Raw genomic sequence first — 18,091 nt, forward strand, 5'->3', positions numbered from 1 at the left:
ACCATCCTCACACTCCGCTGTCATGCCCCGGCTTGACCGGGGCATCCAGTACTCCGCGGCGACAGTTGGCTCACACAACTCCCGCTGCGGAGTACTGGATCGCCCGCCTTCGCGGGCGATGACACCATCAATGTGGATCAACTATCAAATACGATCACGCTCCGCAGCGTCTTGCCGGCCTTCATGTTGGCAAAGCCCTCGTTGATCTCAGACAGCTTCAGCTTGGCGGAGATCCAGTCCTCCAGGTGCAGCCGCCCTCGCAGATAGAAGTCGACCAGGCGCGGCATGTCGACGCGGAAATGGTTGGAGCCCATGGACGAGCCCTGGATCTTGCGTTCGCGCAGGAAGTCGAAACCGTGCAGCTCGATCTTCTGGCCGAACGGGATCATGCCGACGATGGTGGCGGTGCCGCCGGAGGCGAGCATGGCGAAGGCCTGCTCCGCGGTCTCCTTGCGGCCGAGCACCTCGAAGGAGTGATGCACGCCGCCATTGGTGAGATCGCGCACCTGCTTCACCACGTCGCCGTCGGCGGGGTTGATGATGTCGGTGGCACCCAGCTTGGTCGCGAGCTGGAGTTTTGCGGGATTGGTGTCGATGGCAATGATGCGGCCGGCGCCGGCGATCTGCGCGCCGTTGATCGCGGCCATGCCGACGCCGCCGCAGCCGATCACCGCGACTGTTTCGCCCGCCGTCACCTTCGCCGTATTCACCACTGCACCATAACCGGTGATGACGCCGCAGCCGATCAGCGCGGCGAGATCGAGCGGCATCTCCTTCCTGATTTTGACGATCGCGTTCTCGTGCACCAGCATCTGCTCGGCGAAGGACGAGAGGTTGAGGAACTGGTGCAGCTTTTCGGAGCGAGACCATTGCATGCGGTCGGAGACGCCCGGCAGCAGCTTCACCGTGGTGTCGGTGCAGAGCACCGTGCGGCCCGTGGTGCAATTGTCGCAGGTGCCGCAGAACACGGACAGGCAGGTGACGACGTGATCGCCCGGCTTCACATAGGTGACGTCGGAGCCGACCTGCTCGACCACGCCGGCGGATTCATGCCCGAGCACCGCGGGCAGCGGATGCGGATACAGCCCTTCCATGAAGTGCAGGTCGGAGTGGCAGAGGCCGGCGACCGATGTGCGGATCAGGACCTCGCGCGGGCCGGGCTTCGGCAGGCTGACGTCCTCGATGACCAGAGGCTTGTTGACTTCATAGAGGACGGCGGCCTTCATCGAGCACTCCCTGTCGCTTTTTTTGCTTTGAACGCGGGCGCAGCCTACGCTGCCAGAACCAGTTCGCCAACCTCGCTCATGCCGGCATCGCGCTCGCCGAGCAGCAGCGCGGCGATCTTCGCTTGCGTGGCATTTTCCGTCAGCCGGAACGGATCGCTTGGCGAGACCCGGTGATCGATCACGAGCCGCGACAGCAGCAACCGGCGCGCATCGCCGCGCATGGCGTGGATGCGATGCGCCTCCCAGGCGAGCGCGACGGCGCTGGCGACATGATAGAGCAGGCTCGTCGCGCGGCGCGCGTCGGCCTCGTTCTCGGCCTTGCCCGCAACCTCGCGCGCGAAGCCGACCGCGCGATCGGTGAGCGTGTGCAAACGGTCGCGCCAGGCCTGCGGCACCGAGGCGCTGTCATCGAGCCGGGCGTGCAGATCCGCGGCCAGCGCGGATTCCGCGCCATGGCGACCGACCGCGCGCCTCAGCGCATCGATCGCGACGATATTGCCGGTGCCTTCCCAGACCGAGCCGAGATGGGCGTCGCGCAGCAGCCGTGCGGTGGCGAATTCCTCGATATAGCCGATGCCGCCGCGCATCTCGAGCGCATCGCCGCAGACTTTTCGTGCATCGCGCGTGGCGCGGAATTTCAATGTCGGGGTGAGGATGCGCAGCAGCGCCGCCGCGTCCTGGCTGCCGGCCTCGGCGCGGTCGAGCGCGTCCGCCGTGAGGAAGCTCATCGACAGCGCCTGCTCGACCGGCAGCATGATCTTCAGCATCTGCCGCCGGCCGAGCGGCAGGTCGATGATGCGGCTGCCGAACACCACGCGGTTCTTCGCGACCGTCATGGCGTCATGGTAGGCGCGGCGCATCAGCGCGGTGGATTTCACGCCGTTGGAGAGCCGCGACGAGTTCACCATCTCGGCCATCTGCACGAAGCCGCGGTCGAGCTTGCCAACCGCGTAGGCGATCGCGCCTTCGAGCTTGATCTCGCCCGAGGCCATCGAGCGCGTGCCGAGCTTGTCCTTCAGACGCACGATCCGGTAGTGGTTCTGCGACCCGTCGTCGAGGAAGCGCGGCATCAGGAACAGGCCGACGCCGCGGGTGCCGGGGCCGGCGCCTTCGGGGCGCGCCAGCAGCATCACGACTTTCGCATCGGCGTTCGAGCAGAACCATTTTTCGCCGTACAGGCGCCAATGATCGCCCTCCTGCACGGCGCGCGTCGTGAGCGTGCCGACGTCGGAGCCGCCCTCCTTCTCGGTCATGAACTGGCCGCCCTGGGTCAGCTTGGTCATGTCGGTCTGGGTGAGACCATCGAGATATTTTGCCTTCAGCGCCTCGCTGCCGAAATTCGCCAGGAGTTTGGCGCAGCCGTCCGTGACGTTGATCGGGCAGCCCATGCCGAATTCGGTCTGGTTGAACAGGAAGGTGAAGGCGTGCTTGGCCACCACAGGATATTTGTCCGGCCAGCCCATGATGCCCTTGCGGATCGACAGCGCGTGGATGCCGAACTCGCCGAACGCCGCCTTCTCCAGCTCGCGATAGGCCGGGTGGTATTCGATCCACTGCACGTCGCGGCCGAACTTGTCGCGCTGGTGCAGCACCGGCGTGTGGCGGTCGGCCAGCCGCGCACATTCGTCGAGGGTGCCGCCGGCGAGCTCGCCGAGGCGATCGAGATGCGGCTCGATGTGACGGAACAGCGTCTCCGGCAGATGGATGCGCAAGAGATCCGTCAGCGCCTGATCGGCGCGGTAGAAATTCATGCCTGACGTATCGGGCGCCAGCAGGCCGGATGGTGCGGCCGCGGCATTTTTCGGCTGCGCTGTGACCGGCTTGTGCATGATCGTCCTCTTCGTTTCCGCCCGACGGCAATTCTTAGCGCTTGCCGCTTTGGATGATGTCGATCATGCTCCAGCCGCGGATGCGGATAAAGCCGCAAATTGTCAGGGAGGCATGATCGCCGTGAAGGAGCAATTCGCTCTGCGGAATTATGACCGACCGGGCCTGCACCCCGGCTGGTTGTCCGGGTGGCGGATGCATAGATCAGCGGCTTCCCGTCTCTGAGAGATCACGCCATGGAACATCCGAAATACAAGATCGCGCTCATCGTCGGCGCCGGCGAAGGCTTGAGCGCCTCGCTGGCGCGGCTGCTGTCCACACAAGGCATTCGCGTGGCGCTTGCCGCGCGGAAGATCGAGAAGCTGGGCGCGCTCTGCACCGAGACCGGCGCCAAAGCCTATGCCTGCAACGCCACCGAGCCGGATGAGGTCGAGCGCCTGTTCGGCCTCGTCGAGCGCGAGATCGGCACGCCCGACCTCGTCGTCTACAATGCCAGCGGCCGCACGCGCGGGCCGTTCGTCGATCTCGTTCCGGCCGATGTCGCGCAGGCGATCGCGATCAGCGCCTATGGCGGCTTCCTGGTGGCGCAGCAGGCGGCCAAGCGCATGCTGCCGAACAAGCACGGCGCGATCCTGTTCACCGGCGCCTCGGCCAGCGTCAAGGGCTATGCGCAATCCGCTTCCTTCGCGATGGGCAAGTTCGCGCTGCGCGGGCTCGCCCAGAGCCTGGCGCGCGAGCTGTCGCCGCAAGGCATCCATGTCGCGCATTTCGTGATCGACGGCGGCATCAGGAGCGCGGCGCGGACGGAAACAGCCGACAATCCGGATTCCATGCTCGATCCCGACGCGATCGCACAGAGCTACTGGAACGTGCTGCAGCAGCCGCGCAGCGCCTGGAGCTGGGAGCTGGAGCTGCGGCCGTGGGTGGAGAAGTTTTGAGGCGCGACTGCCGTAGGGTGGGCAAAGGCGCGTTGGCGCCGTGCCCACCATCAATGACGATAAAGCAAATGGTGGGCACGCTTCGCTTTGCCCACCCTACAAGGGCGGGAATCATGACCACGGACACCACCGTCGATACCGGCACCAGCGAACTCCTCTGCGTCATCCGCGACCGCGTCGCGGTGATCACGCTGAACCGGCCGGAGGCGCGCAATTCGCTGTCGGACACGCTGACGCCGGCGCTGCGGACGATGATCCGCACCTGCGGCGAGAGCCCCGATGTCGGCGCGCTGCTGATCACCGGCGCGGGCGAAGCGTTCTGCGCCGGCGGCAACGTCAAGGGCATGGGCGCGCATCGCGATCCGAAGAAGCTGGAGATGTCGCTGGAAGATCGGGTCGCCGATCTCCAGGAGCGGCAGCGGCTGCTCACCGGCGCGCTGGTCTCGGTGCGCAAGCCGACGATCGCCGCGCTCCCCGGTCCCGCGGTCGGCGCAGGGCTTGCGATCGCCATGGCCTGCGACATCCGCATCGCCGCGCAATCCGCCTTCGTCGCCACCGGCTATGCCCGCATCGCACTCAGTGGCGATTACGGCATCGCCTGGCTGCTCACCCGCCTCGTCGGCACCGCCCGGGCGCGCGAGCTGATGTTCACCGGCGACAGGGTCGATGCCGCGCGTTGTGAGGCCATCGGCCTCGTCAACCGCGTCGTGCCTGACGACAAGCTACAAGCCGAAGCCTTCGCGCTGGCAAAGTCGCTCGCCGAAGGCCCGCGCCTCGCGCTGCGCTACATGAAGGACAATCTCGACGAAGCCATCCAGTTCGATTTCGAGACCGCCCGCGACCACGAGGCCGAACGACTGATCCGCCTCACCGCGACCGCCGATCACAAGGAAGCGGTGCAGGCCTTCATCGAGAAGCGCAAGGCGGTGTTCACGGGGAAGTAACAGGCCCTTCACAGTCAGGAATCGAACCTGGATGGTGCAACGAGCCGTCATTCCGGGGCGATGCGCAGCATCGAGCCCGGAATCCATTGGGCCGCGAGACACGCGGTGAAATGGATTTCGGGTTCGCGCTACGCGCCCCGGAATGACGGCTTGGGAATATCTACGCGACGACGACTGCTTAAGGCAAAAAAATGCCCGGCTCAGGTTGACCCGGGCCGGGCTTGCAGTGGTGTCAGGCCGAGGCTGAGGGGCTGTCGGCCTGACGGGAAAGGGCGGCGAGACGCCAGCTCGCGCAGGGAATGTCCTTCGGTGCGACCGCGATCTCCTTGTCGAAGCGCACCAGCTTCCAGTCATCGGGGTGATTGACGAAGACGAAGCCGGACTTGCGCGCAAGCGAGATCATGGTCTCGTTGGAGCGCAGCGTATCGCCGAACATGTGCTCGGCGCCGAGCGCGGCGGCGCGGCACTCAAGATTTTTCATGAGCGCAGTGGCGATGCCGTGGCCCTGCCAGCGATCGTCGACCGACAGGCCGAACTCGAGCGTCGCGGTTTCCGCATGCAGCGCGTAGCGCGCCTCGGCGACGATGGTCTCGAAGCCGTCGACCATCTTGGTCGCGACGACGGTGAAGCGCTCGCGCTCGCCGACCTGGAGGAAGTCGTGCAGCAGGCCCTTCGGCAATTCGCTGATCGCGCCGAAGAAACGGTTGTAGCGGGAGCGGGTCGAGAGCGAGCGGAAATAGTGCTGAAGCTCCTCGGTGTCGCGCGGCTCGACGAAGCGAACGTTGATCGCCTCGCCCTGCCGGGTGCGCAGGGCGTCCGAATATTGCTTCAGATCTTCCAGGCGAAGAGTGCTCATGACACATGCCCTGAGAAAGAGGGACCGCCGGCGCCCCTGTAATCAGGCGGCGCCGGCCTGGCGGCCAATCAGGCCCGCCAGAAGGGTTTGTCGGCCTCATAGGCGATGTCGGACCAGGACAGGCCGACGTCGTGGAGGTCGCGGGCCGTCCAATTGGTCAGCTCGCGGCGAGTCCGGTAGCGCTCGTGCCAGACATGAAGCGTCTCGCCGATCTGCTGGATCAGGCCGGGCGCATGATGATTTGTCATCGAATTCTGGGTCAAGGTAGACATTTTCAGCTCCTGGAGCTAAGTTGAGCGCTAATATCTGCGCTCGATCGCACTGCGACAAACGACAATTTGTACCTCTTCGCATGAAATAAAGTCATGCATTCTGCTGCCAGATGACTGCCAGATTGCCCTCCCTGAACGGATTGCGGGCGTTCGAGGCCGCCGCGCGCCATCTCAGCTTCACGCTGGCGGCGAGCGAGCTGAACGTGACGCAGACCGCGATCAGCCATCAGATCCGGCGATTGGAGGAGGAGCTCGGCATCCGCCTGTTCATCCGGCAGAACCGCGCGCTGGCGCTGACGCCGGAAGCGCGCGACTATCTGCCGGGCGTCCGCGCCGCCTTCAACGACCTCCGCCTCGCCACCGACCGCCTGCTGCGCAGGGACGACGACAAGGTGCTGACGCTCTCGACGCTGGCCTCGCTTGCCGCAAAATGGCTGCTGCCGCGGCTGACGGATTTCCAGGAGCAGCATCCCGGCATCGACGTCCGCATCACCACGTCGACCAGCCTCGTCGACTTCCAGCGCGACGATGTCGATGCCGCAATCCGCTACGGCCGCGGCCAGTGGCCGGGCCTGCGTGCCGACTGGCTGATGGCGGACGAGCTGTTTCCGGTGTGCAGTCCGTCACTGCTGCGCGGTGACAAGCCGCTGCAGCGTCCGGAGGATCTGCGAAATCATCCGCTGCTGCACACCTCCAACGCCAACAGCGACGACTGGCGGCTGTGGCTGACGGCGGCAGGCCTGCCGGCCGATATCGCCAAGCAGCCCGGCATCACCTTCGACATGATCTTCATGACCATCCAGGCCGCGATCGACGGCATCGGCGTGGCGATGGGGCGGACGTCCTACGTTCAGGACGACATCGCCAAGGGCCGGCTCGTCGTCCCCTTCAAGATCGCGCTGCCGGCCGATGCCGGTTTCTACCTGGTCGCGCCGGAGGGCCGCCGCGAGGCGCCAAAGCTCGCCGCGTTCCGTCAATGGATCGTCGCTGCAACGCAAAATAAAGCCTGAAAAATCATCAGCTTCCTCTGGAAAACCGATTGACTCGCCGCGCCCTGCGCGGGAAGGGGTAGGACAGATTGTCGCAGCAGCACAACCTGTCGCCTGCCGAGAAGTGAGTTCCGGTCCGGCCACACTTGAAGGGGAGTAACGTCATGGCTGGACCAGCCGCCTCAACCAATCCGCCCGAGATCAAGTCGCGCATCGGCGCGATCCTGCGCGCCACATCCGGCAATTTCCTCGAGCAGTTCGACTTCTTCCTGTTCGGCTTCTATGCCGCCGCCATCGGCAAGGCGTTCTTCCCCTCCACCAACGAGACGGCCTCGCTGCTCAACACCTTCGGCGTGTTCTGGCTCGGCGCCCTGATGCGGCCCGTCGGTGCGATCGTGCTCGGGGCCTACATCGACCGCATCGGCCGCCGCCAGGGCCTGATCGTCACGCTCGGCATCATGGCCATCGGCACCGTCGTGATCGCGTTCTGCCCGAGCTACGCGACCATCGGCATCGCAGCGCCCGTCATCGTGCTGATCGGCCGCCTGCTGCAGGGCTTCTCCGCCGGCGTCGAGCTCGGCGGCGTGTCGGTCTATCTCGCCGAGATCTCGACACCCGGCAACCGCGGCTTCTACACCTCGTTCCAGTCGTCGAGCCAGCAGGTCGCGATCTTCGTGGCCTCGATCCTCGGCTATCTTCTCTCCGAGGTGATGCCGGCCGACACGGTGGCCGCCTGGGGTTGGCGCATTCCCTTCTTCGTCGGCTGCCTGATCATTCCCCTGATCTTCTTCCTGCGGCGCACGCTCGAGGAAACGCCGGCCTTCCTCGCCATGAAGAAGCATCCGACGGCGAGCGAGGTGTTCGCCTCCGCGCTCGCCAACTGGCGCATTGTCATCCTCGGCATGATGATCGCGATCCTGACCACGACGACGTTCTACTTCGTCACCGTGTACACGCCGACGTTCGGCAAGACCGTGCTGAAGCTGTCGACGCAGGACGCGCTGCTCGTGACGCTGCTGGTCGCCGTAACGAACTTCTTCTGGAATCCGGTCGGCGGCGCGCTGTCCGACCGCATCGGCCGCAAGCCGGTGCTGATCACCATCGCCTGCCTGTCGCTCGTCACCGCCTACCCCGCGCTGCACTGGCTGGTGGCGGCGCCGACCTTCGGCAAGCTGCTCGCGGTCGAGATGATGTTCTCGTTCTATTTCGGCGTCTACAGCGGCACCATGCTCGGCGCCCTCGTCGAGATCGTGCCGGCGCATGTCCGCACCACCTGCTTCTCGCTCGCCTTCGCGCTCGCAGCCGCGCTGTTCGGCACCTTCACGCCGTTCGCCTCGACCTGGCTGATCGAGCGGACCGGCGACAAGGCCTCGCCCGGCTTCTGGCTGATGTTCGCCGCCCTGCTCGGCATCATCGCGGCCTCGACCGTGTATCGCGGCGGCGGCAAGGCGGTGCCGACATATGATGCGGTGGCGGAGCCGGTTGCGGGGCGTTGACGGTCATTCCGGGGCGCCTCGAAGAGGCGAGCCCGGAATCCATTTCTCCCAGCATTCCAGACGCACGATGGATTCCGGGTTCAGCCCTGCGGGCTGTCCCGGAATGACAGTGGGGCTACAGCTCCACCACCACGTAGTCGCTCTCGACCTTCACCGGGATCGTCTCGGCGACATACGGCCCCTTCACGACGCTCACGCCCGGCTCGACATGGGCCGGATAGGCTTTCACGCGGAAGCGGCGGGGGTCGCAATAGGACTGGCCGGTGCGGATGTCGAACTCCCAGCCGTGCCAGGGACAGCGGATGATCTCGCCAAGCCTGGTGTATTCGATCTCGCCGGGGTCGCTCGATTGCGCGAGCCCGATCAGCGGCCCCTCGCACAGCGCCGCGCCCTGATGCGGGCAGCGGTTCATCAGGCCGAAATATTCGCCCTTGATGTTGAAGACCGCGATCGGCCGTCCCTCGATCTCCAGGAATTTTCGCGTGCCGGGTGGCAACTCATCGACCGGCGCAATCACGTGACGCGCCATCAATTGATTCCGTACAGCTTGCGCGCATTGCCGAGATAAAACGCCTCGCGGTTGGTATCGCTGACGCCCGCCGGCAAGACGCGCGACGGTTCGTCGTAGTCCCAGTGCGGATAATCGGTCGCGAACAGCAGGCGGTCCCAGCCGATCCACTTGATGACGTCGAACAGATCCTCGCGCCGCTCCGGATCCTCCATCGGCTGCGTCGTCCACCACACCTGCTCGCGGATATATTCCGACGGCGGACGCTTCACATGCGGCACTTCGCTCCTGAGCCGCTGCCAGGCCTTGTCCAATCGCCACGCAAGCGACGGCGCCCAGCCGAAGCCGGCCTCGATCATCACCATCTTGAGCTTCGGGAAGCGTTCGAACACGCCTTCAAGCACGAGGCTGGCCAGCGTCGATTGCTGGCACTGCGAATGTCCCACCATCTCCTCGATGTAATAGGAAGGCCAGCCCGACGGCGTGATCGGGTTGCCGCCGAAGCCGAAGGCGTGGACGCCGACGGGAAGGCCAGCCTCTTCCGCGGCCTGATAGATCGGCCAGTAGCGGCGCTGGCCGAGCGGCTCGACGTTGCGGCTGAGCAGCAGCACCTGAACGAAATTCTTGTCGCCGGCGCGCTCGCGGATTTCGGCGGCCGCCGACAGCCCGTCCTCATTGCCGACGACGATGGACGCTTTCAGCCGTTTGTCCTTGCTGGTCCATTTGTCGATCTGCCAGTCGTTGATCGCCGAGCACAAAGCGGCCGAGAGCTCGTGATTGCGGATGCCCTGCCCGGCATTGAGCGGATTGAGCACGCCCAGCTGCACATTGTTGGGGTCGAGCAGCTGCTTCTGCATGAAGGAGAGCGAGGAGCCCTGCGGCCCGCCTTCCGGCGGATAGGCGTCGCGGCGCGAGGCGTTGGGCCGGGCCTTCGGATAGGGCGGGCCTTCCATCATGCCCTGATAGGCGTGCACGCCGTAGACTTCGAGATGATGCTGCCAGCGTTTGGCGAGATAGGGATAGAGCTCGGTGCGGGTCGCGCGGGCCGGATGGATGTCACAATCCGCGATCGCGGTCTTGGTCGTCAGGGGGGAAGCGGCTTCAGTGCTCTCGCGGAATTGAATATTCATCGCCTTGCCTCCTTTTGCAGCGGCTAAGTCAGGCGGGGATAGGTCGCATGCGGATTGTCGATCATGATCTTGCGCACGAGATCGGGGGTGAGGCCCTGGGGGAGCGCGTCCTGGCCGTCGAACTGCCAGTGTGGATAGTCCGTGGAGAATAGGACCAATTCATCCGACTGCATATGATCAAACAGGCGAATTAATGTCTCGGGTTCCGGCGGCGCATCAAATGGCTGTAACGAGAAGCGGATGTTGCTGCGCACAAGTTCCAGCGGCGCGCGATCGACCCAGGGCGTCTCCATCCGCACCCCGCGCCAGAATTTGTGAAGCCGCCAGAGAAAGGGGGAGATCCAGGACACGCCGGACTCCAGCATCACCATTTTCAGCCGCGGATATTTGGCGAACACGCCCTCGACGATCACGCTGGTGAGCTGGGTCTGGAACGCCTGGGCCTGACCGACATAATCCTCGATGTGATAGGAACCCCAGCCCACCGCGGTCGGCGGATTGTGATAGGCGGAACCGGCATGAATGCCGACCGCGAGGTCCAGCCGCTCCGCGGCCTCGTAGATCGGCCACAGCGCGCGCTTGCCGAGCGGCACGTCGCCCATCACCAGCATCAACACCTGTACGAAACGGCGGTCGTGCGCGCAGCGTTCGATCTCGGCGACGGCCTTCTCGACGCTTTGCGTGGGGATCACGATCGAGCCGCGCAGCCGCTTGTCACGATCGAGCCATTCCTTCACCAGCCAGTCGTTCAGCGCACGGCAGAAGGCGGCCTGCATGTCCTCGGAACACACCATCTGCACGGCGTAGAGCGGATTGCAGATGGCATGGCTGACCTGAAAAGGATCGAGCACATGGCGCTGCATGTCTTCCAGGCTCGCGCCCGGCTTGCCGCTCTCGGGACGCCAATCGGGGCGCGCCACGATCGGCGAGTTCTGCGGGTAGGATTGCGAAACGAGGTCCATCATGCCGCGCGTCGTCACCTGATCGCGCCAATAGTCGTTCAGGTACGGCAGCAGGCTGGTCAGATGCGGCACGGCCGGATGCACGTCGCAATCCACCCCGCCGGCGATCAGGGACGCCATCACGTCTCCTTCACGTTTCCTCGTCACGTCTTCTCGCGGTCGGCTTGGCCGCTCCGCCTTGTGTGCGCCATTCAAGCAGGCCTGACCGTCGCCCGCAACTCGGCCAAGGCAGCCAGCTTATGCTAGGAAGGCTGAGCTCGGTTGCGAGGGAATGAGAGGTCAAAGGGATGAAAGAGCTCGTCGGCATTGCTGAACAGGTTGCGGCGAAACTGATCGCGCGCAAACAGACCATTGCGGTCGCGGAATCCTCGACCGGCGGCCTGATTTCGGCCGGCCTGCTCGCGGTGCCCGGTGCATCCGCCTATTTCCTCGGTGGCGCGGTGGTCTACACCCGCGATGCCAGGCGCGTGATGATAGATATTTCGGACGAAGGAATGAAGGGCTTCCGCTCCTCGTCGGAGCCATATGCAAAGCTGTTGGCCGAGCAGATGCGCAGCCGCTTCAATTGCGACTGGGGCCTGTCCGAAACCGGCGCAGCCGGCCCCACCGGCAACCGCTACGGCGACGCCGCCGGCCATAGCTGCATGGCGGTCGCGGGGCCGGCGGCGGAAGTGATCACGCTGGAGACGGGCGGCAATGACCGGCTTGCGAATATGCAAGTGTTTGCGACGACGGCGCTGAAGCTGCTGCTGAGGAAGCTATCGGAATAGCCGCATCGTCGTTTGCGGACGAGAGAGCGGCGCCGTCTTACATCTCGTGTCGTCCAGGCGAAAGCCAGGACCCATAACCCCAAATGGAAATTGTTGCGGTCGGCGGGGCCGCAGCTTCTTCCAACAACATTCGATGGTGGTAATGGGTCCTGGCCTTCGCCAGGACGACGTTGGGGAGGCACGGTGCCTACCGCCCTAAATGCCGCATGAAGATCCGCACCACATACCCCTTGAACCGCGGCGCTTCGTCGTAAAGGTCCGATGCGATCCGTTCGATGGTCTCGCGCAGGGACAGGAATTGCGCCTGCCGCGCGCTGCTCTCGGTGCCCTGCATGCCTGCAAGTTCGTCCATCGCGGCGTCGGAGATCTGGCAGTGCACGACCTCGCCATCGTTCAGCATGGTGAAGCGAAAGGCCAGACGTTCGAGGTCGTGGCCGATAATCCTGTCGCGCGTCAGCGGCATCCAATTGTCCCGTTCGCGCCCCCGAACGGGACAATGCTGAAAATCTGACGCGTTGTCACCACCTGCGCCAGAGTGCATGGCCGTCATACGACGCTCTTCAACAGCGCGCTCCCGTCAGTCGGCCACGCTCCGGCGTCAGTAGACGAGCGCCGTACCGGACGGCTTGTCCAGTGCCGCGGCCAGCGATCTGTACTCATCGCAATCCGTCCCGCAGATGGATGCGATCCGGCCGAGGTGATAGAGCGCCTGCTCGCGGTTGCCCCGCTCGAGCTGCCACAGTCCGTAATATTGCCACGTCAGCACGTGGTTCGGATCTGCCCGCAAGGCGCGCTCGTACCAGACCTGCGACTGCTCGTAGTCGCCGAGCTTGCGGTAGGAGTAGCCGATGAGGTTGGCGACGTTCGGATGGTCGTCATGGCCGAGCGACTTCAACTGCGCGATCGCGGTCGCATAGTCGTTACGCTCGTAGATGGTGTCATAGGCCACGCGGTAACCGGCAGCGAAAGCGGGATCCCCTATGCTGGACTGGTTGCCTTGCTTCTTGCCCTTCTGGGTCGCCTTGGTGCCCGGCCGCTTCGGATAGGTTGGCTGCGGCTTCTGATCCGAATAGGCGCCGGCGTAGGGATCGGTAGAACTGATGCTGCCGCCGCCTCCACCGCCGCCGCCCCCGCCCGCGGCGAGCGCCGGCGAACTCAACAGGGCTGCAGCAAATGTGCCGAGTGTGACGAGCCTGATCATCCCAGTGAACATCTCCGTCTCCTGTCCTGCTTCAAGCGGCCCCGGACGAATTGATAACCCTGCCTCGGCAGCGATATTCCAGGTGCTGTGTTCACGGAGACGTCAGCGTTCGTACGACAGTTCTGTTGTCCTTTACTGGAATGCCACTTCGGCAAAGCTTCTCAGCTTTCGAGAATGCAGGCGCTCCGACTCCTGCTGCTTGAGCCGCTCCAGCGCCTTCAGGCCGATCTCGAGATGCTGGCCGACGCGGCGGCGGTAGAATTCGCTGGCCATGCCCGCGAGCTTGATCTCGCCGTGCAGCGGCTTGTCGGACACGCAGAGCAGCGTGCCGTAGGGGACGCGGAAGCGATAGCCGTTGGCGGCGATCGCGGCCGATTCCATGTCGAGTGCGACCGCGCGCGATTGCGACAGGCGGCGGATCATCTCAGGGCCTGAGATCTCCCAGTTGCGGTTGTCGACGCTCGCGACCGTGCCGGTGCGCATCAGGCGCTTGAGCTCGAAGCCTTCGAGGCCCGTGACGTCCTCGACCGCCTCCTCGAGCGCGACCTGCATCTCGGCGAGCGCCGGGATCGGCACCCAGAGCGGCAGCTCGCGGTCGAGCACATGGTCCTCGCGCACGTAACCATGGGCGAGGACATAGTCGCCGAGCCGCTGCGTGTTGCGCAGGCCCGCGCAATGGCCGAGCATCAGCCAGGCGTGCGGGCGCAGCACCGCGACGTGGTCGGTGACGTTGCGCGCATTGGACGGGCCGGTGCCGATGTTGATCAGGCTGATGCCGCGATAGCCGGGCTCGACCAGATGGAAGGCCGGCATCTGCGGCATGCGTGTCGGCGCGTCCCCGCTCGTCGCGCCCCCGCTCCGCGTGATCACGTTGCCGGGCGCGACGAAGGCGTCGAGGCCGGCCTCGCCGGACTGAAGCCGCTGCTGGCAGAGCTGCGCGAAGGCATCGACATAGAACTGGTAGTTGGTGAAGATCACGAAGTTCTGGAAGTGCTCGGGATCGGTGCCGGTGTAGTGATAGAGCCGGCGCAGCGAGTAATCGACCCGGGCGGCCCGAAACAGGGACAGCGGCTCCGGCGCGCCGGGCTGGAGCTCGAAGGTGCCGTCCGCAATCGAATCGTCCATGGTGGCGAGATCGGGCACGTCGAACGCGTCGCGCAGCGATCGCGTCACAAGGGAATTCTCGCCGGTGGTGATGGCGGCTTCGATGTTGATGTCGCGGCGATAGGCGAAGTGGATCGGGATCGGCTCCGCCGACTCGCCGATCTCGACCGGTACGCCGTGGTTCTGGATCAACAGGCCGATCTGCTCAGTGAGATAGCTGCGGAACAGATCCGGTCGCGTCACGCTGGTCTCGTGCACACCGGGGCCGGCGACGAAGCCGTAGGAGAGACGCGAATCCAGCCGCGCATATGTCGCGGTGGTGAGGCGGACGAAGGGGTAGTAGGCCCGCGCCCGCGTCGTGATCGCTTCGCCGCCGACATAGGCCTCGAGCCGGTCGCGCAGGAATTTCGTATTGCGTTCGTATATCTCTTCGAGCCGTGCGACGGCCGCGGACGCGTCGGAGAAGGATTCGGTGGCGATGGAGGGCGGGGATTGCATGGTTCGAACGCCGGGTTCGTGGGGCTTGAGTCGAACTATAGCAAGACGCAGCCAAGCCGTCATTGCGAGCGCAATGACGAGTTGGGGGTGACGCGCCGTCGCGCGTCACTTCTCCCGGAAGGCCCGCATCAACTGGTCGTGCAGCGGCTTCATCAGATAGGACAGCATGGTGCGGTCGCCGGTCTGGACGAAGGCTTCCACGGGCATGCCGGGGATCAGCTTGGAATCGCCGAGCCGGACGACCTCTTCGGCCGGCAGCGAGACGCGGATGGTGTAGTAGCTCTGGCCGGTACGCTGGTCGGTGGTGACGTCGGGCGAGACGCGGCTGACGACGCCGTTGAGCTCGGGCGTGGTGCGCTGGTTGAAGGCGGACAGGCGCAGCAGCGTCTTCTGGCCGATCTGGAGCTTGTCGATATCGACCGGATTGACCTTGGCCTCGACCTGGAGATCGTCGGCCTGCGGCACGATCAGCATCAGCGCATCACCGGCGGTGACGACGCCGCCGACGGTGTGCACGGTCGATTGCAGCACCATGCCGTCCTGCGGCGCGCGGATGTCGACGCGGCGGAGCTGGTCCTCGGCGGCGACCTTGCGCTCGATCAGCTCGCCGATCTTGTCGTTGGTCTCGCGCAAATCCTTGGAGACCTCGCTCACCATGTCCTTGTCGACCTGGATGATCTGAAGCTCGGTCTCGGTGATCTTGCCCTTGGCCTGCGCCCGCGAGGCGATGTACTGCGCCCGCTCGCCGTTGAGGCGAGCGCTGTCGCGCTCGAGCGTGGTCAGGCGCGAGATCTGCACGAGATGCTTCTCGTAGAGATCGCGCACGCCGGTGAGCTCCTGCTGCACCAGCGAGATTTCCTTGTCCTTGGCCCGCTCCTGCGCGGAGAGACCCTCGATCTCCTCGTTGAGCTGCTGGATGCGCTCGCGGAGCTGCGCCTTCTGGCCGGCACGGCCGTTGACGCGGACGTCGAACAGCTTGGTTTCGGCGGAGAGCAGCGTCTTGACGTCGTAATCGTTGCCGCGATCGAGCAGCGATTGCGGGAAGTCGATCCTGTCGATACCGCGCTGCTCGGCCTGGAGCCGTGCCGCGCGCGCCAGCGCGGCGTCGAGATTCTTGGTGACGATGGCGAGGTTCGCCTTGGTGACGGTGTCGTCGAGCCGCACCACGACGTCGCCGGCCTTGACCACGTCGCCGTCGCGGGCGCGTAGCTCGCCGACCACGCCGCCGGTCGGGTGCTGCACCTTCTTGACGTTGGATTCGACCACGACCTGGCCCGGTGCGATCAGCGCGCCCGAGATCTGCACAGTGGCCGCCCAGCCGCCGAGGCCGACGACCAGGACCAGCACGATCCCGAGCCCGAGCATCAGGTGAAACTTGATGGAATCCCGCACGGTCTTCTTGGCGGCGGGCTTGCCGCCACCGATCGCCATCGTGCTCATGACTTTGTACTCATGACTTGGCCACTCCGCCCTCACTGACGACCTTGATCGGTGCCGGCGGCGTCACGCGCGGCTGGAGCACCTGGGCGAGCACCTGCTCCTTCGGGCCGAAGGCCTGCATGCGGCCGTCGCGCAGCACCAGGATCTGGTCGACCGCCTCGACGCCGATCGGCCGATGCGCCACCACGACGACGATGGCGCCGCGCTCGCGGGCGGCGCGGATGGCGCGGGTCAACGCCTCGTCGCCTTCGGTGTCGAGATTGGAATTGGGCTCATCGAGCACGATCAGGAACGGATTGCCGTAGAGCGCGCGCGCCAGCGCGACGCGCTGCGCCTGGCCTGCGGACAGCGCGCCACCCTGCTCGCCGACCTGCGTGTTGTAGCCCTCGCGCATCTTGATGATCATCTCGTGCACGCCGGCCTCCTTGGCCGCGGCGATGATGCCGTCGGAGGTAGCCTCGGGGTCGAAGCGGCTGATGTTCTGCGCGATGGTGCCGCCGAACAGTTCCACGTCCTGCGGCAGATAGCCGATGTGCCGACCGAGCATGTCGGATGACCATTGGTCGAGCGCCGCGCCGTCGAGCCGCACCTTGCCGCGCACCGGCTGCCAGACGCCGACCAACGCGCGGATCAGCGAGGATTTGCCGGAGCCGCTCGGCCCGATCACGCCGAGGCCGTTGCCGGCGGCGAGCGCGAAGGTGATGTCCTGCACGATGAGGCGCTGATCGCCCGGCGGAACCATGGCGACGCCCTCGACCGAGAGCCGGCTGGTGGGCGCCTGCAACTGGGTCGGCATCGTCTGTGCCGGCATCTGCTCCAGCAGGCGTGTCAAGCGCTGCCAGCTCTGGCGGGCCGCGACGAAGGATTTCCAGTGCGCGATGGCGAGATCGACCGGCGCCAGCGCGCGGGCCGACAGGATCGAGCCCGCGATGATGATGCCGGCGGTCGCCTCCTGGTGGATGACGAGATAGGCGCCGACCGCGAGCACGGCGGATTGCAGCATCATGCGCAGCACCTTGGCGACCGCGCCGAGGCCGCCGGCGACGTCGCTCGCACGCTGATTGCCGACGAGATATTTTTCGTTGGCCTCGCTCCAGCGCTGGTTCATCCGGCTGGTCATGCCCATCGACACCATCACTTCGGCATTGCGACGGCTGGAGGCGGCGAGATCGTTGCGCTGGGCCGCAAGCCCCATCGCATCCTTCGCCGGCTGGCGGGACATGAACTCGGTGACCACCGTCAGGCCGACCAGGATGATGGCGCCGACCAGCGCGGTCACGCCGATCATGACGTGGAAGGCGAAGCAGATGGCGAGATAGAGCGGCAGCCAGGGCAGATCGAAGAACGCGCTCGGTCCCATGCCGCCGAGGAAGGAGCGGACATTGTCGAGGTCGCGCAGCGGCTGGAGGCCCTCGTTGCGGCTGCCGATCAGCAGCGGCAGGCGCACGACGGTGTCGAACACGCGCTTGTTCAGGGCCTCGTCGAGCGCGGTGCCGATCCGCCCCAGGATCCGGTTGCGGATCATGTCGAGCACGCCCTGCGCCGCGTAGAGGAAGCTGGCGATGATGATCAGGCCGACCAGCGTCGGAATGCTGCGGCTCGGCAGCACCCGGTCGTAGACTTCCAGCATGAAGATCGACCCGGTCAGATAGAGCAGGTTGATCATGCAGCTCATCAGGCCAACGCCGACGAATGCCGTGCGACAAGCACGCAGCGCATCAGCAAGCTCTGAACGGCGAACGCCAGGCATGGCTGCCATCAGTCTGGTCTCTTTCGGGTAAGGGGCAAAGCCCCTGATTTCAAAGGCAATTTCAGGAGTAATTGACCCGGATTAACATCGCGTTTTCGCCCCTTGTCCAACGCGGCTGAATCAACCCGATCCCCTGTGGGGGCACATCACCCCCTGATGGCCTGGCGCGCAAGTCCGGAA

At 65.3% G+C, this 18,091-nt stretch carries 17 protein-coding genes; 5 read left to right on the plus strand and 12 right to left on the minus strand.

Annotated elements, in window-relative coordinates:
* Positions 1–137: 137 nt before the first annotated feature.
* Entirely contained in the window at positions 138–1,226 is a 1,089-nt protein-coding gene (locus ACE10W_RS37370) for a Zn-dependent alcohol dehydrogenase (RefSeq protein WP_011090622.1), read from the minus strand.
* Between the two features lie 44 nt (positions 1,227–1,270).
* Entirely contained in the window at positions 1,271–3,055 is a 1,785-nt protein-coding gene (locus ACE10W_RS37375; protein ID WP_028173743.1) for an acyl-CoA dehydrogenase family protein, read from the minus strand.
* A gap of 234 nt (positions 3,056–3,289) precedes the next feature.
* On the opposite strand from ACE10W_RS37375, the gene ACE10W_RS37380 reads away from it, so the two are divergent.
* Together ACE10W_RS37380 and ACE10W_RS37385 are read left to right on the plus strand one after the other, a co-directional pair.
* Positions 3,290–3,991: an SDR family oxidoreductase gene (locus tag ACE10W_RS37380; protein ID WP_304548938.1), complete on the plus strand. Its 702-nt coding sequence runs from the start codon at positions 3,290–3,292 to the stop codon at positions 3,989–3,991.
* A 113-nt stretch (positions 3,992–4,104) separates the two neighbouring features.
* The gene (locus ACE10W_RS37385) at positions 4,105–4,935 is read left to right on the plus strand and encodes an enoyl-CoA hydratase (protein ID WP_304548940.1); all 831 of its coding nucleotides are present in this window, start codon (positions 4,105–4,107) and stop codon (positions 4,933–4,935) included.
* A gap of 232 nt (positions 4,936–5,167) precedes the next feature.
* Here ACE10W_RS37385 and ACE10W_RS37390 read toward each other — a convergent pair whose 3' ends face one another.
* Positions 5,168–5,791, minus strand: coding sequence for a GNAT family N-acetyltransferase (locus ACE10W_RS37390; protein ID WP_304548942.1), 624 nt, complete (start codon positions 5,789–5,791; stop codon positions 5,168–5,170).
* Between the two features lie 68 nt (positions 5,792–5,859).
* Entirely contained in the window at positions 5,860–6,063 is a 204-nt protein-coding gene (locus ACE10W_RS37395; RefSeq protein ID WP_027543408.1) for a DUF1127 domain-containing protein, read from the minus strand.
* Positions 6,064–6,173: 110 nt separating this feature from the next.
* On the opposite strand from ACE10W_RS37395, the gene ACE10W_RS37400 reads away from it, so the two are divergent.
* Positions 6,174–7,073: a transcriptional regulator GcvA gene (locus ACE10W_RS37400; RefSeq protein ID WP_011090628.1), complete on the plus strand. Its 900-nt coding sequence runs from the start codon at positions 6,174–6,176 to the stop codon at positions 7,071–7,073.
* Positions 7,074–7,216: 143 nt separating this feature from the next.
* On the plus strand, positions 7,217–8,548 hold the full coding sequence (locus ACE10W_RS37405) for an MFS transporter (protein ID WP_304548947.1): 1,332 nt from the start codon (positions 7,217–7,219) through the stop codon (positions 8,546–8,548).
* 115 nt (positions 8,549–8,663) lie between these two features.
* Here the strand turns inward: ACE10W_RS37405 and ACE10W_RS37410 are convergent, their stop codons facing one another.
* From ACE10W_RS37410 to ACE10W_RS37420, 3 genes are read right to left on the minus strand one after another with little or no spacing between them, the layout of a single operon-like run.
* On the minus strand, positions 8,664–9,077 hold the full coding sequence (locus tag ACE10W_RS37410; protein ID WP_304548949.1) for a Rieske (2Fe-2S) protein: 414 nt from the start codon (positions 9,075–9,077) through the stop codon (positions 8,664–8,666).
* Entirely contained in the window at positions 9,077–10,186 is a 1,110-nt protein-coding gene (locus ACE10W_RS37415; protein ID WP_304548950.1) for an amidohydrolase family protein, read from the minus strand. Before ACE10W_RS37415 ends, ACE10W_RS37410 begins: the two co-directional genes overlap by 1 nt.
* A 23-nt stretch (positions 10,187–10,209) precedes the next feature.
* Entirely contained in the window at positions 10,210–11,268 is a 1,059-nt protein-coding gene (locus tag ACE10W_RS37420) for an amidohydrolase family protein (protein ID WP_304548952.1), read from the minus strand.
* 167 nt (positions 11,269–11,435) lie between these two features.
* Between ACE10W_RS37420 and ACE10W_RS37425 the strand changes: the two genes are divergently transcribed.
* Positions 11,436–11,918: a CinA family protein gene (locus ACE10W_RS37425; RefSeq protein ID WP_304548954.1), complete on the plus strand. Its 483-nt coding sequence runs from the start codon at positions 11,436–11,438 to the stop codon at positions 11,916–11,918.
* A 187-nt stretch (positions 11,919–12,105) separates the two neighbouring features.
* On the opposite strand, the gene ACE10W_RS37430 is transcribed toward ACE10W_RS37425, so the two are convergent.
* From ACE10W_RS37430 to ACE10W_RS37450, 5 genes are all read right to left on the minus strand, one after another.
* The gene (locus tag ACE10W_RS37430) at positions 12,106–12,381 is read right to left on the minus strand and encodes a DUF1488 family protein (RefSeq protein ID WP_028173735.1); all 276 of its coding nucleotides are present in this window, start codon (positions 12,379–12,381) and stop codon (positions 12,106–12,108) included.
* 135 nt (positions 12,382–12,516) lie between these two features.
* Positions 12,517–13,131 carry a M48 family metallopeptidase gene (locus tag ACE10W_RS37435; RefSeq protein ID WP_161532378.1) on the minus strand — a complete coding sequence of 205 codons (615 nt, stop codon included), beginning with the start codon at positions 13,129–13,131 and terminating at the stop codon, positions 12,517–12,519.
* A 120-nt stretch (positions 13,132–13,251) separates the two neighbouring features.
* Positions 13,252–14,721, minus strand: coding sequence for an AMP nucleosidase (locus ACE10W_RS37440; RefSeq protein WP_161532379.1), 1,470 nt, complete (start codon positions 14,719–14,721; stop codon positions 13,252–13,254).
* 105 nt (positions 14,722–14,826) lie between these two features.
* A complete protein-coding gene (locus ACE10W_RS37445; protein ID WP_028173732.1) occupies positions 14,827–16,161 on the minus strand; it encodes an HlyD family type I secretion periplasmic adaptor subunit in 1,335 nt (444 codons plus the stop codon).
* Positions 16,162–16,171: 10 nt separating this feature from the next.
* Positions 16,172–17,920, minus strand: a complete 1,749-nt coding sequence (locus ACE10W_RS37450; RefSeq protein WP_304548958.1) for a type I secretion system permease/ATPase — start codon at positions 17,918–17,920, stop codon at positions 16,172–16,174.
* Between the last annotated feature and the right edge of the window lie 171 nt (positions 17,921–18,091).

It is taken from the genome of Bradyrhizobium sp. B025, from assembly GCF_042257955.1.
GTDB lineage: Bacteria > Pseudomonadota > Alphaproteobacteria > Rhizobiales > Xanthobacteraceae > Bradyrhizobium > Bradyrhizobium diazoefficiens.

Bases quoted from the DNA above. Each gene is read 5' to 3' on its own strand.
- ACE10W_RS37370 (WP_011090622.1), bottom strand. From the start codon at position 1,226: ATGAAGGCCGCCGTCCTCTATGAAGTCAACAAGCCTCTGGTCATCGAG.
- ACE10W_RS37375 (WP_028173743.1), bottom strand. From the start codon at position 3,055: ATGCACAAGCCGGTCACAGCGCAGCCGAAAAATGCCGCGGCCGCACCA.
- ACE10W_RS37380 (WP_304548938.1), top strand. From the start codon at position 3,290: ATGGAACATCCGAAATACAAGATCGCGCTCATCGTCGGCGCCGGCGAA.
- ACE10W_RS37385 (WP_304548940.1), top strand. From the start codon at position 4,105: ATGACCACGGACACCACCGTCGATACCGGCACCAGCGAACTCCTCTGC.
- ACE10W_RS37390 (WP_304548942.1), bottom strand. From the start codon at position 5,791: ATGAGCACTCTTCGCCTGGAAGATCTGAAGCAATATTCGGACGCCCTG.
- ACE10W_RS37395 (WP_027543408.1), bottom strand. From the start codon at position 6,063: ATGTCTACCTTGACCCAGAATTCGATGACAAATCATCATGCGCCCGGC.
- ACE10W_RS37400 (WP_011090628.1), top strand. From the start codon at position 6,174: ATGACTGCCAGATTGCCCTCCCTGAACGGATTGCGGGCGTTCGAGGCC.
- ACE10W_RS37405 (WP_304548947.1), top strand. From the start codon at position 7,217: ATGGCTGGACCAGCCGCCTCAACCAATCCGCCCGAGATCAAGTCGCGC.
- ACE10W_RS37410 (WP_304548949.1), bottom strand. From the start codon at position 9,077: ATGGCGCGTCACGTGATTGCGCCGGTCGATGAGTTGCCACCCGGCACG.
- ACE10W_RS37415 (WP_304548950.1), bottom strand. From the start codon at position 10,186: ATGAATATTCAATTCCGCGAGAGCACTGAAGCCGCTTCCCCCCTGACG.
- ACE10W_RS37420 (WP_304548952.1), bottom strand. From the start codon at position 11,268: ATGGCGTCCCTGATCGCCGGCGGGGTGGATTGCGACGTGCATCCGGCC.
- ACE10W_RS37425 (WP_304548954.1), top strand. From the start codon at position 11,436: ATGAAAGAGCTCGTCGGCATTGCTGAACAGGTTGCGGCGAAACTGATC.
- ACE10W_RS37430 (WP_028173735.1), bottom strand. From the start codon at position 12,381: ATGCCGCTGACGCGCGACAGGATTATCGGCCACGACCTCGAACGTCTG.
- ACE10W_RS37435 (WP_161532378.1), bottom strand. From the start codon at position 13,131: ATGTTCACTGGGATGATCAGGCTCGTCACACTCGGCACATTTGCTGCA.
- ACE10W_RS37440 (WP_161532379.1), bottom strand. From the start codon at position 14,721: ATGCAATCCCCGCCCTCCATCGCCACCGAATCCTTCTCCGACGCGTCC.
- ACE10W_RS37445 (WP_028173732.1), bottom strand. From the start codon at position 16,161: ATGAGCACGATGGCGATCGGTGGCGGCAAGCCCGCCGCCAAGAAGACC.
- ACE10W_RS37450 (WP_304548958.1), bottom strand. From the start codon at position 17,920: ATGGCAGCCATGCCTGGCGTTCGCCGTTCAGAGCTTGCTGATGCGCTG.